Origin of the sequence: Prevotella illustrans (assembly GCF_017426725.1) — a bacterium.
In the GTDB taxonomy this organism is placed as follows: domain Bacteria; phylum Bacteroidota; class Bacteroidia; order Bacteroidales; family Bacteroidaceae; genus Prevotella; species Prevotella illustrans.
Genome location: NZ_JAERMS010000005.1, coordinates 34941 through 50784, shown reverse-complemented (window position 1 = coordinate 50784; position 15844 = coordinate 34941). Strand labels below are relative to the sequence as shown.

Here is a 15844-nt window from a genome sequence, read left to right as displayed (position 1 = left end):
TAATTGTAGGGTTATTCGATAATTTTGCTAATTTTGCAATATAAACAAATGAGATTGATCATGTCGCAGATAAAGAGATATTTTGTCTTTGCTTTGTTTTTAATATCAAGTTTCACTTTGTTAGCCCAGTCGTTGGCTATACGTGAACAATATAAAGTAAAGAGAAAAGATACGATTTATGGAATAGCAAAGAAGTTCGATGTATCCATTTCCCTACTGATGGAAGCAAATCCACAAATGAAGCAAGAAGGCTATGAACTTCATCATGGTGATTACATCCTGATTCCTCGGGCCGACACCGCGGCCTCTCAGTCCAAAGGAGAAAAGACTTTAGAACAGAAAAAGGCTGTTTCGGTTTCCGGTCCTGCTGTTGTTACCACAAAAGCAAATACTATCAAGGTGGGCATTATGCTTCCGCTTCATAATGTGGATGGCGACGGTAAGCGCATGATAGAGTATTATCGAGGCCTGTTGATCGCTTGCGATAGCTTAAAGACAAAGGGCATTTCTACAGAACTTTATGCTTGGAACGCGGCGATTGATATGGATATCAACTCGATTCTTAAAGACCCACAGGTCCGTAATTGCGATATTATTTTCGGCCCTCTCTACAGTAAGCATGTCACTGCTTTGGCACAGTTTTGCAAAAGCAATCATATTAAACTCGTTATTCCGTTTTCCATTTCAGGAAATGATGTAGATCACTTTCGTGAAATATACCAGATTTACCAGTCGCCGAAACAACTTGTCGACAAAAGCATTGAGGTTTTTGTCTCTCGTTTTAAAGAGGCGCATCCCGTATTCATTGATTGTAATGACACGACAAGTAATAAAGCGTCTTTTACTTTTGGCCTGCGAAAGCAGTTGGAGAAACTTGGTATTGCCTACAGTATAACGAATTTAAAGTCAAGTGAAGAGAATTTTGCCAAAGCCTTTCAGGCGAACAAGCGCAATGTCGTTATTCTGAATACAGGCCGTTCGCCCCAACTGACGGTTGCAATCAACAAATTGGAGGGGCTCTTGGCCATGCGTTCCGGCTTGCTCATTTCGCTTTATGGCTATACGGAATGGCTCATGTATACGAAATACAATATAGAAAACTTCCATAAGTTCGATACCTATATCCCTTCTACCTTTTATTATAATCCCTTGTCGAAGGCTACCGCTAATTTTGAGCGTAATTACCGGCGTTGGTTCCAGGCGGATATGCAATATGCCTTGCCGCGTTTTGCCTTGATGGGTTACGACCAGGCAAGTTTCTTTTTGCAGGGTATCCGTTCGTATGGAAAGGACTTCGTGGGGTCTAAAGCGCAGAATCGCTATCGCTCTCTTCAGGCTCCGTTCCATTTTTCGCGCGTAGGGACAGGAGGGTATCAGAATGACAGCTTTCTGTTGGTTCACTATCGTTATGACGACAAGTTAGATCTGATGGAGTTTTAACTTGCTTTCCCATCTTGCTTTCCCATCTTGTTAATTATGAAGAAAATTCTTGTTTTTATACTATGTGTCCTGTCGTGGCAGGCAAAAGCCCAGATTGGTTTGCATCGCGATGATTTTCAGATTGGCGTAAATGGCGGCTTTGTCATGAGCAATGTCGGCTTTACTCCCAAGGTAAATCAGAAGATGCATAATGGCTTCATAGGTGGTTTGACTTTAAAATATACCTCCGAAAAATACTTTTCTACCATTTGCTCTATCCTTGGTGAGATTAATTACGCGCAAGTAGGGTGGACCGAAGACATTATCGATCGCGACCGCAAAGCCGTTATCAATGCGGAAACAGGTCAGCCCGAGACCTATAGCCGCACGTTGAATTACGTTCAGGTGCCCATCTTTGCCCACTTGGCATGGGGCAGGGAAGTGAAGGGCATGCAGTTCTTCGTCAACCTTGGCCCGCAGTTTGGCTATCTCCTTAGTGAGTCTACTCAGATGAACTTTGAATTGTCCAAACGAAATGTGCAGGCGCGCAGCAACCAAGTTGTGGCACAAGACACGATGGCCGTCCAAAACAAGTTTGACTATGGCATTGCTTTGGGCGCCGGTTTGGAATACGCGCATCCCAAATTGGGGCACTTCCTACTCGAAGCACGGTATTATTATGGTTTGGGCAATATTTACAAGAATTCCAAGCGCGACTATTTTGCCAAGTCAAATTTGGGCAATATTGTCATCAAGGCGGCCTATCTGTTTGATATCTCGCGAACCTTATCCCGGAAACAATAGTTTTATCAGCTTCTGGACAATTTATTTTGGAGAAATAATCATCCTAATATTAACTTTAAAATCAATTTTATGTTTGAAAATCAACCTAAAGGTCTTTTCGCTTTGGCGTTGGCTAACACCGGAGAACGCTTCGGCTACTACACGATGTTGGCTATCTTCGTTCTTTTCTTACAGGCCAATTTCGGTTGGGGTGAAGGCCTCGCCGGAACAGTGTATGCCTCGTTCTTAATGCTGGTCTACTTTCTGCCTATTGCAGGTGGAGCCGTAGCCGACCGTATCGGATTTGGCAAGTGTGTTACCTTTGGTATTCTTATCATGTTCTTGGGTTATCTGTTGCTTGCCATTCCAGCCGGTTCCGGTGCTATTGCTGTAACCATGATGGTTGCCGCACTTGTGATGATCAGTGTCGGAACAAGCCTTTTCAAAGGCAATCTACAGGTGATGGTTGGAAATCTTTATGATGACCCCAAGTACGCCTCACAACGAGATAATGGTTTTTCCATATTCTATATGGCCATTAATATAGGCGCGATGTTTGCTCCTACCGCGGCATTGAAGCTTATCGCGTGGGCCAAGGTCGTCTTGGGCGCCTCAGAACAGACGGCTTACCATTATGCTTTTGGCGTCGCTTGTATCTCGCTGATAGCTTCTATTGCCATCTATTATGGCTTCCGTTGGACGTTTGCGCATGTTGACAATTCTGCCAAGAAAGACAGCAAGGGTGCCGCGGCCGTAGAGGTAAAACGTGAGGGAACCCCTGAAGAGAAAGCTGACACAAAGTCACGTCTCATCGCGCTCTATCTGGTTTTCGCCGTTGTGATCTTCTTCTGGATGGCATTCCATCAGAACGGTTTGACGCTGACCTATTTTGCGCGCGACTTCGTAGTAAAGAGCGTAGAGGGAACCCAAGGCATGCTCTTTGATATTACCAATCTTGTGGCTTGCATCTTTATTATCTATTCGCTGTTTGCGCTGATTCAGGGCAAAACATCAAAAAGCAAACTGATATCTTTTATAATTATTGTTTTGGCCGCTGCTTACCTGGCTCATAATTATAACGCGATTCAGGGTGTGCAGACTGCTATTGAGGCTCCTATCTTCCAGCAGTTCAATCCAAGTTTTGTTGTATTCCTGACACCTGTCAGCATGGGCCTTTTTGGCTGGTTGGCTTCCAAAGGGAAAGAGCCTTCCGCTCCTCGCAAAATCGGTTATGGTATGTTAGTGGCAGGCGCTGCGTATGTATTGATGATCTTTGCTTCCATCGGTTTAAGCTATACTTTAACCGATGAACAGCGTGTTTCGCCCAACTGGCTCGTGTTAACCTATCTCATCCTTACATTTGCTGAGTTGTTGCTGTCGCCCATGGGTATCTCGTTTGTCAGCAAGGTTGCTCCCGAAAAGTACAAAGGTGTTATGATGGGTTGCTGGTTTGGCGCTACTGCCATTGGTAACTTCCTCGTCCAGATACCTGCTTATCTGTGGAAAGCAGTGCCTCTTACGGTCGTTTGGGGTGTCTTGGTTGGACTTTGCTTAGCTTCTTTCATTTTCATTTTCGCAGTGATGAAGAAATTGGAGAAAGTTTGTTGATTCCGTACACAAATCATATCGTATGAAAAGCAGACTGCCATAACTCAAGTTACGGCAGTCTTTTTTTTGTTTGATAGGGAACAGGAACAAATAGGGGGCAGGAATTAAAATCATCCGCGTAAAACTTATTTGTCTTTTATACAAAAATCTATCCCCAAGGTTCAAGAAAAGGCGAAATAGCGTGAATGATTTGTGAGTCAGTCAGTTCTGATTTTTGAGCCTTTCGGTGCAAAGCCTCGAAAAGACGGGGTTATACCAACTTCGGACAGAGCAGCGTTACCAAAACATTACCACCTCCTTTGCAAGTGAGGATTGGGAAAAGCGGTAACGAACAGTGCAAAATCCGACCTGAATTTCGGGGATTACTTCCTGCAAAGGTACTTCGATGAAAGGAAACAGGCAAATAAATTGCGGACTGTTTCTTTACCATTGAACGACAATGTTTTGCATAGCAACAAATAACCTGACAATGAATAGTTTTGTAAACCGTAAAAAGTCAGAGTTATGCGTAGTACGTTTAAGGTTCTGTTCTACCTCAAAAAGAACGCCCCCAAGAAGAACGGTTCCGTTCCCGTGATGTGTCGTATCACCATTGACGGTACGATAGCCCAGTTCAGTTGCAAATGCGACATCCATCCTAACTTGTGGGACATCAAGAGCAATCGCGCTTCGGGCAAAAGTACCGTTGCGTTGGAAACCAACCGTTTCTTGGACAAGATACGTGTCGGCATCAATGCCAAATACAAGGAGATAGCCGAAAGGGATAACTATGTCACTGCCGAGAAAGTGAAGAACGCCTTCTTGGGTTTGGAGATGCGACACGAGACCTTGCTGAAAGTCTTTGCCCAGCACAATGAGGACTTTTTCAAACAGGTCGATGCGGGCTTGCGATGCCCATCTACCTACCACAAGTATTGCACAGTCTATAAACACTTGGAGGAGTTCATCAAGAACCGTTACCGTGTCAGCGACATTGCTTTGAAAGAACTCACTCCGGCTTTCATTACCGACTTTGACATCTTCCTGCGTACCGAAAAGCAATGCTGTAACAACACGGTATGGATTTACATGATGCCCCTGCGCCGTATGATTACCATTGCCCAGAATCACGGATGGATAGTTCGTGACCCGTTCGTGGATTACAGCATATCCGCCGAGAGTACCGACAGGGACTATCTGACCAAGGATGAAATCCGCAGGCTGTTGGATTTGAAATTCAGGCGTAAATCAATGGAGCTGGTTCGGGATTTGTACGTCTTCTGCTGTTTTACCGGCTTGTCCTTTACCGATATGAAGAACCTGACCAAAGATAACCTTCAGACTTCCTTTGACGGTAAACTCTGGATTATGACCAAGCGACAAAAGACGGGTGTGGAGTCCAATATCATGCTTTTGGATATTCCGAAGCAGATTATCGAGAAGTACGATGGCATGGCGAAGGAGGATTACCTCCTGCCCGTTCCGCAGTATATTACCGCCTGCAAGAACATCAAGAAAATCATCGGACTCTGCGGTATCGAAAAAGAGATTACGTGGCATACCAGCCGCCATACTATGGCGACGGAAATCTGTCTGACTAACGGCGTTCCCATCGAAACCCTTTCCAAGATGCTCGGACATACGAACATCCGCACCACGCAGATTTACGCCAAAATCACCCACGAAAAGGAAAGTCGGGACATGGCGGCACTCTCCGACAAACTGAGTAAGATAGAGCAGTTCAATGGTATCACTATATAAAAGAAGGACGAACGATGAAAAGAGAAATCATAACCATTGGAGAGAACGGAAAAGTATATATCCCGACAGCTCCCGTTTGGATGTCGGCTTGTGAAATAGCCGATTTGTTCGGCGTATTCTCCGGTAAGATAAACAGCCACATCAAGTCTATCTTCAAAGAGGGCTTACTCAGAGAAGATGAGGTGATGAGAACCTTATCTTTCAAGGACGGTGCGGTAGATTTATATAATATTGAAATGATAACGATGCTATCGTTTCGATTTGCCTCTCCACAAATCAAGAATTTCCGTCAATGGATAATCGGAAGACTGACCAAAAAGAAGAGAACAAGTCCTCCATTACTTGTGTGTTATGGCAAAGGTGGATGGTACAACTGAATATGAGAACAGGCAGTAAGAAAAATGTTTCTTACTGCCTGTTTCTCCGTCAAGGCTTCTCAAACCGAGGACGGTAATTCTCCTGCAACAGCTTTTCCACATCTTCTTCCCGGTAGAGTACTTTTCCGCCTAACTTGACAAAGGAGATTCTTCCCATGTTGCGATAATCCTGTAACGTGCGCCGGTTGATATGCAACAGGCGGGACAGTTCATCGTCCGTCAGATAGCGATGCCCGTTAAGCAGAGGTCTGTTCTTTTTCCGCAGGACATCTATCCCCTTTATCATACGGTCGCTCGCGTTGAGAAAGTGCGCAATCTCTTCGTTGTTCTTGGTCTTTACATCGTTGTCCATATTTTGCATCGGATTTAGTGGTGATACTATTCATCGGTTATAAAGCGGAGGATTGTTCGATCAGTTTCCCGACATCCTCCGGCTTGTAGAACATCTTATACCCTATTTGCGTATAGGGCAGCATCCGGTTGCTGCGATAAGTTTGCAGGGTACGCAAACTGATGTTCAGGATTCGGCAGACATCCTGATTGTCCAGCCACCTGCCCATACGCTTTTCGTCACACTCCCGACACAGGGCATCGACTTTGGCGGTCAAAATGCGAAAACGTTCCATCATGGCTTCATACGTTTTCTTCTCGATTGTTATTACTTCCATATTCTTGTCCGTTTTAATGTTACACTTTGTGCAAATGTACTTACGGAGGAAGCATTCTAAACCAGCATTTCCTTTACTGCGTACTTGTGGCTTCAATATGGATGCTTTTGTCGTATGGCTTTTGGAATCAGACAGAAAAATCTCTATTCAGTACATATTTAGCATACAATCCGGACGGTTTTAACTCCCGAACTTTGCAGCATAATCAAATTCAAAGCGTCATGGATGTCATAACAATTGAAAGCAAAGCCTACCACGAACTGATGGGCAAGATAGAGAAAATCCTCCGTTATGTGGAGAAAGAGGAAAAGGCAAAGATAGAGTACGAAAACCGCCTTGTTACCAATGAAGAGTTAGCCGAGATACTCGGTATCAGCAAGCGTACCCTTCAGCGTATGCGCAGTGCGGACAGAATCAGCTACAAGATGATTTATGGGCGTTGCTACTACGACCTGCATGACATCGAGAAGGCGATACGCAACAAGAGCCTGTACTGCAATCCTCAGAACCTGAAAGAGCTACGGCATAACTTCGAACTTAAAAGCAGGAGGATAAAGAATGGAACTATTGGATAGAGAGACCTTCCTTGAATGGATGGAACGCATCATGAAGCGTTTCGATGACTTGAAACAGACGACTGCCGACATACCCCAACGTCCGATGATAGATGGAGAACCGCTGCTGGATAACCAAGAGGTTTGTCTGATGCTCCAAATCAGCAAGCGCACCTTGCAACGTTATCGGGCATCGGGTACACTTCCTTTCCACATCGTTTACCACAAGACGTGGTATTTGGAATCGGAAATCCTTGCCTTTATGAAAGCCCATTTTACGGAGAATCTCAAACGAAAAAGGAAAAGACCTCCCAAAGACACGTAATTTCGGATTATACGCAACAGCAAAGCCCCCGTTTTGTCGTAATGACAAGTCGTTTTTGTATTAAAGAAGATTTTACTTCCAAAAATTAGGCACATCAGAAATAATTTGCTATTTTTGTAGCAGAATATACGATACTCGTGCTTTTTACGAAGATGAAATTGAATAGAATAAAAGACGTTCTTGGAGAAAAGGGAATATCTCAAAAATGGCTGGCAGAGAAGCTCAATAAAAGTTTCAGCACAGTGAATGCATATGTCTGCAATCGACAGCAGCCTTCTCTTGAGATGCTATATCGGATTTCCGCAGTGTTGCAAGTAAAGGCAAGAGACCTTTTAGTTGATAATGACTATAAACAGATATAATGCAGAAGAATTCGGAACACATATACCGTTCTCTTTTCGAGGATGATTACCTTGTCAGAACGTTGAACAGTAGTATTACCAGTCAAGCTGACATTGCATTGACAGAACTTGTTGCAAATGCTTGGGATGCAGGAGCGACAAAAGTAAGTGTCTTTATTCCTGACGAATATGGAGACCTCCTCGTAATAGAAGATAATGGCAATGGTCTAACAGCAGAAGAATTTCAAGAACGTTGGATGACATTGGGATATAACAAATTATTACGTCAAGGAAAACAGGTTTTATTTCCGGATAATAAGAAAAGAAGCCCTCGTATAGCTTATGGTCGCAATGGTATCGGAAGACATAGCCTCTTATGCTTTAATGACGAATATCATGTTATTACTTCAAAAAATGGGAAAGAACTTTCTCTTACTGTATCGACTAAAGTACAAGGACAAGCTATCTCTGTCACTAACCAAAATATTTCTCCATCTTCAAAGCATGGCACAAGGCTAGAAGTTCAAGTTGATAGAAATCTTCCCAATGTTGATAAAATCAGAGAAATAATCTCTTCTCGTTTCCTGCATGATCCCGAATTCATAATAGAGGTAAATAAAAAGCAACTCTCTTTAGACCAATTAGATGGTTTATTGGATACAACAGAATTGAAAACATCTGATGGATACAGAATTACCGCGAATTTTATAGATTCAAAGAAATCTTCTCGCAAAAGCATCTATCAAGGAATTGCTTTTTGGGAAAGTGGTCGTTTAATAGGTATTCCGTCATGGGGATTAGGAACGATTTTCTATTTAGACGGTCGAACAGCCCTTGCAAAAAGGTATACTATCGTTATACAGAGTAATGAATTAGCAGAATTAGTTAAAGAGGATTGGAGTGGCTTCAAAAATACAAAAGAAACAGAGAATTTATATCAAACTGTTTCGGAGTATGTGAATATAATGTTTGAACAAACGGCAAAAGCTAATTTAGAAGAAACAAAGGCTATTGTAAAACAGGAATTGGCAGCCAAATTGAAAGATGCCTCTCCATTAGCCCAGTATGAGGTAGATGAGATTATAGAGAATATCTCGATAAATTCTCCGACAGCAACTAAAGAAACAATATCTATTGCCGTTGAAGCTGTATTAAATTTAGAATCATCGAAAAATGGACAGGAGCTTTTAATGAAGCTCTCTCAACTTACGGAAGAAGATATTACCGGTCTTAATACGATACTCAATAAGTGGTCTGTAAAGGATGCCCTCACCGTATTGAGTGAAATTGATAGACGCCTATCCATTATTGAAGCAATAAGAAAACTTTCTAAAGAAAAGGACACGGATGAATTACATGTTTTGCATCCTCTTGTAACCGAATCCCGATGGCTCTTCGGTCCCGAATATGACACCCCAGAATATACCTCTAACAGGCAACTTCAGACTGTAATGAGAAGCCTGTTCAAAATGGATGTTCAGAATGAAGTCGGGATAAAAACAAATAGAAGACCAGACCTTGTCGTTTTAGCTGATAGTACTTCTCTTTCCATGACAGGTGTAGAAGAGTTTGGTGATAATGAGCTAGCTACAATAACCAAAGTTCTGATAGTTGAACTAAAACGAGGAGGCTTTGAAATAACAAGTAAAGAAAGAAATCAAGCTACTGACTATGTAGACAGTTTGATTGCATTGGGAATTAATACTGCAAAAATAACAGCTTTTGTCGTAGGAGATAAAGTGGCAAAAGGGTTACAACGTCAGTATCGTGCAGGTTCTAAAGATGAAGGAAGCATCTTCTTGACAGACTTTGATCAACTTGTTGACACTGCTGAGAAACGAATGTTTGGACTTAGGAATAAATTAGCTGCAATGTATGATGATATTCCCGGAATGACTTTATATCAACAATCCAAATTGAAGTTGTTTTGAAATGGTATAAATTCTAAAAGGACGAATTACAACAATATGTAGTTCGTCCTTTTGTTTTATATCTTCGGTCTGACAACGAACACCTTTTCAGCCAAAGACGGTGGTAGTCTTTCCATCGAGGGCTGTGTAGCGGAGATACTCTGCCCGCTGCTTTCCAACGGTCTGTCGGTTTGAGCCGCAGAGGTGCTGACGGAGGGAGCGGTGACAGTCGGCTCAATCGGACGTAACCGTTCCATTTCTTCCGTCTTTCCTTCGCCGTCCTGCATCATCTCCGCACCTTCTTGCTCACTCTCTCCCTGCTCAATCGGTTTTAGGGAAAGCTGTATCTTGCGGTCAAGGGCTGCGAGTTCCGTTTTGAGGTCTTTGAGCTGCTCTTCCTTCTTCCAAGAGCCGTTCACGACCTCCTGCAAAACAGGAATATCCTTGGCTATCTTCTCCGTGTCAGCCTTAAACTTCTCAATCAAGCCGGGTATCTTCTCCAAGGCGTTCAGGAAGTTCATGCAGGCGAGTTGTGGGTCTGCCGCTATCCTGCCGTTGTTGTAGCTGTACTTCATTCCGCTTTCTCCCATCACGAAGAACTTGTTCTGCGAAAGGTCGAAAAGGTCCTTGGAGGAAGACTCCGTCTTGACCACGAGGTTAAATCCGTAGAGTGTTCCGATATTGAAATACTCTCCCCGTGTGCAGGCTTTCTCGTTGATTTCCGCGAGTTTGGCAGCAATGCGTTTCGGGTCGCTTCCTTCCACCCCTTTGAGCGCTATCGGATTGAGAATATTGCCGTCCTTATCCTTCTGCACACGGCTTTGGTACAAATCCCAATCGCTTTGGAAGCGGGCAATCAGTTCCTTGTTGCCGTCCACCGTCCGCATGACTTCGTCCAATCGGCTTCGGGAGGATGACTTACTGCGAATGAACGCCTGCCGCTCACTGTCCAAACCGGCAATCTTCTTTTCCAACTTTGCCTTTTCCAGCAGGTCGGTATTTCCGGAGAGTATGGCGACATACTCGGAAAAATTCATTCCCGATTTCTCGTCCATACTTCCCTCATCAATGGTACGGCTGCCTATACGGTTGTTTTTCAGTTGTTCGATGAAGAGTTGCTTATTATGCAACAGGTTGAATTTATAACTGTCAAGAGACTTCTCCACAGCATAGATAATGACATCCACTTTATTGTCCGCATGGAATTTGGCAACTTCATTGCCCTTGCGCACGGCTCGTCCATCCCTCTGTTCCAAGTCAGAAGGACGCCACGGTGTGTCCAAATGATGGATGGCTACAGCACGCTTCTGGGCGTTTACACCCGTGCCGAGCATTGAAGTAGAGCCGAACAATACTCGGATTGAACCTTCATTCATGCCTGCGATGAGCGTCTTTCGAGCCTTGTCGGTCTTAGCTTCCTGAATAAAGCGTATCTCCTGAGCAGGAATGCCGTGATCTTCCACCAACTTTCGTTTGATTTCGCTGTAAGGATTCCATTCACCGGGCTTATAAGTGCCGAGGTCGCTGAACACAAACTGCGTTCCTTTCTGCTCCTCAAACTTGTGATAGTATTCCGCAATCTTGGCGGCACAGTGGGAAGCCTTGTTGTCCACATGATCTCCGTACCTGTTCGGGTCGATGAGCCTCAAATCCAAGCTCATCTTCCTCGCCATATCGGTGGCAATGAGCATCTTGGCTTTCTCCTCCCGTTCGGAGAGTTTCTCTCTTCCCAATAATTCGGCATTACCTGTCTTAGCAAACTCCACCAACTTGGCGATGAATTCCTCCTGTTCGGGTGTAGGCGGTATGTTGTGCATAATCTCATTCTTTTCGGGGCGGTCTATGCCGATGTCCTTTGCCGTCCGGTAATCAGTGATTTGAGCGTAGAACGCTGCCAACTCCGGCACTTTGATAAAATAGCGGAAACGCTCTTTCTGTACGATTTCGTTGGTGACGGAGAACTCATAGTCCACCGACTTCTTGGCGAAGATGGCAGCCCACGCGTCAAAGGTCTTGATGTTCTGTGCTTCGAGGGCTTGGGGACGCAGATACTTGAACAGCAGGTACAACTCCGTAAGTGAGTTCGATATGGTCGTCCCCGAAAGGAAGGTTGCTCCCAAGTCTTTCCCCGTCCTTTCCTGAATGGTTCGTATGGCAAAGAGCATATTCAAGGCTCTTTGGCTGCCCTCGCTGTTACCCAACCCTGCCACACGGTCGTGGCGGGTGTTGAACATCAGATTTTTGAACGTATGCGACTCGTCCACGAAAAGGTGGTCTATACCCATTGTCTTGAAATCCACTATATCGTCCTTGCGGTTCTCTATCTTGAACTTGATTTCATCCAGCTTCGCCTGTAAATTCATCTGCCGCTTGACAAGCCCTTTCTCCATCGCACGGGAGATGCTGCGTCCCTGCTGACGCAAAACCTCCAAGTTCTCTTCTACGCTGTCCAGCTCGTCCTGAAGGATTTTTTGCTGTATCTCGTCCGACTGCGGTATCATGCCAAACTGGTCGTGCGTGAGGACAATGCAGTCCCAGTTGTTGTTCTTGATGTCGTGGAAAATCCGCTGCCGCTTGTCGGGGGTGAAGTCGTTCTTCCCCGGATAGAGCAGCTTGGCGTTCGGGTAAGCCGTTTGGAAGGTCTGTGCTATCTCCTGTACGTTGGCTTTGAGAGCGAGTATCATCGGCTTGTTCGCCAAGCCGAGCCGCTTCATCTCATAAGCTGCGGTACACATGATAAGCGTCTTTCCTGCTCCCACCTGATGATCGCAGATACCTCCCCCGTTGAGTTTGAGCATCCAAACGGCATCTTTTTGGCTGCCGTACAAACTCTCGATGCCCAAGCCTTTCAGGTTGAGGTCGGGGAATGTCTGATGGGAACCATCATACTGGGGACGCACAAAACAATTGAAAGTGTCATTGTAGAGTTTCTCCAACCGCTGCTTGAACTCATCGCTCTGCTCGTTCAGCCAATCGGTAAAGCCGTTTCGGATCTCGTCGATTTTGGCGTTTGCCATCTGTATGGCTTCCGTGTCCCGTACCTTGACCTCCTTGTCGCCGACCATGATTTTCTTGGTGATGTCGGGCGTCGTATTCAGCAAGGCGTGCTTCATCAGGGCAATGCCGTCGTAGCGACGATGTTGCCCCCGCACACAGAACCTGTCCCAGATATTGGCATTGTGCATCCGTGCCTCCACAGAGTATTCGTCCGCACTTGAATTGTAGCGTATCATCACCTCCGTGTCGAAGAGGTACGAGGCATAGTCTGAGTAGAGATTTACGGGGATCCATCGCTCCCCGAAGTTGAAATCCAAGTCCACGAAGGGTATCGGTTCGGGAATGGCATTTTTCAGTGCCTGCAAGGAGGCTTGCGCCCTTGTGTCTTCCGGATGCTCCAAAAGATATTGTCCGATACGCTCCGAAGCGGCAACCACATTGCCCGATATGAACTTCTCGGCAATTTCATACCCTCCCTCCAAGGGATTGTAGTAAATCCTGCCGTGCAGCTCGGAGAGCATTTCCTCTTCGGAACTTTCGGGAAGCAATGACAGCATATACTCGGTGTCCACCGCTCCGAATTTGTTGAGTGAAGCCGAGAGAGCCTCTTGGGCATTGCTCACCTCTGTCACTTCGTGCAGGCTGAAGGAAACGGGCTGACAGAAAATATCGGCTTTGAGCGTTTCTTTATCCACCTTCCGTTCCAAGAAAAGGATCTCCCTACCACCGGCATCCATCAGGATCTGCTCGTGGTTCTTGCGGTCATTCAGATGCCCGTACTGCCGCACGAAACGGTCGTACAGTTCATTGAGGTTCTGTCGCAGGGATTCATTCGCTACCTTGCATTCCGCTTCATAGTCATAGAGTGCGTGGTAGGCGTCACGCAGGTCTATGTAGAGCAGCATTTTCTGTCGTTCTTGGGACGGGAGGTCTATGGGCTGGAACATGCGGTTGTCCTCCATATCACGGACAAGCATTCCGACTTGAAAGTCCGAAGCCAGCAAAGCCCCCTCTCTGAGGTGTTCGTGCCATTCCCCCTCATAGAGGCGCTGCTGCATCCCTTTCTCCTTGTCCTGCTGCCACCACAGCTCTCCCGTGTCTTTCAGCCCCAGTGCCGTATCATTGCTTTGTGAAGTCTCGGAAAAGATGGAGGGTGATACGACAGATTTCAGTTTTGCGGCAGCTTTACGTTTGGGCTTTTCCTCCGGGATAACATTGCCGAAAAGGTCGAGCAGTTGTACCTGCGGTGTGACACTGCTTCGGTTTTGCTCCGTCGGCTGTTCCTCTTTCGGTTGCACCTCCTTTCGGTGTGATTGCTCCTCTTTCGAAGCGGCAGGCGTAAGCGTTGGCTCTCCCTGCTTGACCTCGGGAGAAACAGAAACGGTAACTTTGGGCTGCTCCTGAATGGAGATATGCTTTTGGTACAATGCCTCGTCCAAGCGTTTGGCTAAATCTGCCCGCAGGATTTTGCCCATATCGGTGGCGATGCCTTCCGCTCCGCCCTCGTGATGGAACAGGATGGCGGGCTTGCCGTAAGGGTCGGTATCCTGCTTCCATTCGGTATGCACAATTTGAGACATACTTCGCAGATAGGTATTGAACAGTACTCCGCTAGGGCGTTTCTCACTCTTGATGAAACGCAGTTCCTCTTCGGTCAGACTTGTCTTGCCGCTCTGCTTTTGCAGGACGATAAGGTCACTGCCCACTTCCGTCCCCGCATTTTCTGTAAAGAGATTGTTCGGCAGACGGACTGCCGAAACAAGGCGGGTATGGTTCATCAGCCACTCCCGTACCGGTTCGTTCGTCGTGGCGTTCATAACGCCTTGCGAGGTGATGAATGCCAACACACCGCCTTCACGGAGCATATCCACCCCCTTGACGAAAAAGTAATTGTGCAGGGACATGCGGGCGACCTTTCGGGCAGGTTCTGCCGTCTTGCTGAAAACAGGGTCGAAGACGGCCACATCTCCGAAAGGAATGTTGCTGCTGACCACATCGAAATAACCTCCGAGCTTGGATTCGATTTCCTCGAAGCCTCGGATGCGTATCTTGTCTTCGGGATGCAGGGCGGAGAGCATCTGTCCCGTAAGGATGTCTTTCTCGAAACCGAAAGTCGTATGCCCTTCGGCTGCAATGCCGTCAAAAGAGCGGATGAACTCACCCATTCCCGCTGAAGGGTCAAGGATGCGTTGGGGGACGATGCCTGCCTCCCGTAAGGAAGCGGCAATCTCCCGCACTACGGGCGCAGGAGTATAGAAAGCGGTCATCACGGAGTTTTTCAGGCTCTGCATATAGCTCTTGTATTGCGATTCGGAGGTGGTATTGTCCCGAATGACGCGATGCAGTTCCATCACCAAGGGGAATAGCTCCAACTCCGACTTGTTCCATCGGGCGATGTCCTCCATCGTGTTGGCAGGAGAGAGGATACACTTCAAAGCTCCGAAGCCCGTATAAGCTGCTAATATCGTACGTTCTTCGGGTGTCGCTGTGCGCTGTTCCCGATGCAGGGCAAAGATGGTCTTGATGGCTTCTATGTTCGCCCTTAGATGCTCCTTCTTGTTATAGTGTGCCATCTTCTTCGAGTTTTAGTTGGACAAAGCCCGTAATCTCCGTATAGAGGGAGTTATATTCGGGCATATAGGCGAACTCGTCCGAAATCGGATACTTGGCAAAAAACTCTTCCAAGAGCGGGCGCAGGCGGATGGCTGTCTCTCTGACCGCTTCAAGTGGCACTTCAGCAGAGAACTCATTCCAAAGAACGGAAGAGATGGTATCGTGGCGGGAAAAGTGCAGACCCGCATAGAGCGTCTTATTGGCGATGCCGATACATTCGGCTATGGGAAGACCGGCATCGAAGGCTTCGGCATAGGCTTCGGAAGCGGCTGCCGTACGTTCTTTGACAAAAGGGATGTCATCGGCTTTTTCGGGATGGCTTTCCCGAAGAAAAGAGAGCAGGGAAAGCTCGTAGTATGAAAAATGAATGGCTGTCATTTTGAATGATTTTAGTGAGGTATATAATGTAAAGGCACTCGACGTCCCCGCCGAGTGCCACCACTAAAATCCGCAGTAAAAACAACAGGATTGTTTATGACCGCATCATTCAGTGGCAAAATTAGCAAATT

At 46.1% G+C, this 15844-nt stretch carries 13 protein-coding genes; 9 read left to right on the top strand and 4 right to left on the bottom strand.

The features are described 5' to 3' along the window. Nucleotides 1-48: 48 nt before the first annotated feature. From JHU38_RS02930 to JHU38_RS02910, 5 genes are all read left to right on the top strand, one after another. The gene (locus JHU38_RS02930; RefSeq protein ID WP_232369813.1) at nt 49-1440 is read left to right on the top strand and encodes a LysM peptidoglycan-binding domain-containing protein; all 1392 of its coding nucleotides are present in this window, start codon (nt 49-51) and stop codon (nt 1438-1440) included. Between the two features lie 36 nt (nt 1441-1476). Beyond that, nucleotides 1477-2223 (top strand): porin family protein, encoded by a 747-nt coding sequence (locus tag JHU38_RS02925; RefSeq protein WP_107580825.1) that lies wholly within the window; start codon nt 1477-1479, stop codon nt 2221-2223. A gap of 69 nt (nt 2224-2292) precedes the next feature. After that, nucleotides 2293-3810, top strand: a complete 1518-nt coding sequence (locus tag JHU38_RS02920) for a peptide MFS transporter (protein WP_107580824.1) — start codon at nt 2293-2295, stop codon at nt 3808-3810. 504 nt (nt 3811-4314) lie between these two features. Next, nucleotides 4315-5550: a site-specific integrase gene (locus JHU38_RS02915; protein WP_107580823.1), complete on the top strand. Its 1236-nt coding sequence runs from the start codon at nt 4315-4317 to the stop codon at nt 5548-5550. Nucleotides 5551-5564: 14 nt separating this feature from the next. Further along, nucleotides 5565-5927, top strand: coding sequence for a hypothetical protein (locus JHU38_RS02910; protein WP_097549279.1), 363 nt, complete (start codon nt 5565-5567; stop codon nt 5925-5927). A 49-nt stretch (nt 5928-5976) separates the two neighbouring features. Here the strand turns inward: JHU38_RS02910 and JHU38_RS02905 are convergent, their stop codons facing one another. Together JHU38_RS02905 and JHU38_RS02900 are read right to left on the bottom strand one after the other, a co-directional pair. Then, on the bottom strand, nt 5977-6279 hold the full coding sequence (locus JHU38_RS02905) for a helix-turn-helix domain-containing protein (protein ID WP_004366620.1): 303 nt from the start codon (nt 6277-6279) through the stop codon (nt 5977-5979). Between the two features lie 37 nt (nt 6280-6316). Beyond that, nucleotides 6317-6595, bottom strand: a complete 279-nt coding sequence (locus JHU38_RS02900; protein WP_025070725.1) for a helix-turn-helix domain-containing protein — start codon at nt 6593-6595, stop codon at nt 6317-6319. 221 nt (nt 6596-6816) lie between these two features. Between JHU38_RS02900 and JHU38_RS02895 the strand changes: the two genes are divergently transcribed. From JHU38_RS02895 to JHU38_RS02880, 4 genes are all read left to right on the top strand, one after another. Then, nucleotides 6817-7170 (top strand): helix-turn-helix domain-containing protein, encoded by a 354-nt coding sequence (locus tag JHU38_RS02895; RefSeq protein ID WP_107580822.1) that lies wholly within the window; start codon nt 6817-6819, stop codon nt 7168-7170. After that, a complete protein-coding gene (locus JHU38_RS02890; RefSeq protein ID WP_077491333.1) occupies nt 7154-7474 on the top strand; it encodes a helix-turn-helix domain-containing protein in 321 nt (106 codons plus the stop codon). Before JHU38_RS02895 ends, JHU38_RS02890 begins: the two co-directional genes overlap by 17 nt. A gap of 152 nt (nt 7475-7626) precedes the next feature. Next, nucleotides 7627-7836, top strand: coding sequence for a helix-turn-helix transcriptional regulator (locus JHU38_RS02885; protein ID WP_009347177.1), 210 nt, complete (start codon nt 7627-7629; stop codon nt 7834-7836). Between the two features lie 98 nt (nt 7837-7934). Beyond that, the gene (locus tag JHU38_RS02880) at nt 7935-9746 is read left to right on the top strand and encodes an ATP-binding protein (protein WP_232369812.1); all 1812 of its coding nucleotides are present in this window, start codon (nt 7935-7937) and stop codon (nt 9744-9746) included. A gap of 56 nt (nt 9747-9802) precedes the next feature. Here JHU38_RS02880 and JHU38_RS02875 read toward each other — a convergent pair whose 3' ends face one another. Both JHU38_RS02875 and JHU38_RS02870 read right to left on the bottom strand, forming a co-directional pair. After that, nucleotides 9803-15295 (bottom strand): helicase-related protein, encoded by a 5493-nt coding sequence (locus tag JHU38_RS02875; protein WP_107580821.1) that lies wholly within the window; start codon nt 15293-15295, stop codon nt 9803-9805. After that, nucleotides 15282-15713: a DUF1896 family protein gene (locus tag JHU38_RS02870; protein ID WP_097549281.1), complete on the bottom strand. Its 432-nt coding sequence runs from the start codon at nt 15711-15713 to the stop codon at nt 15282-15284. Before JHU38_RS02870 ends, JHU38_RS02875 begins: the two co-directional genes overlap by 14 nt. Nucleotides 15714-15844 lie beyond the last annotated feature (131 nt).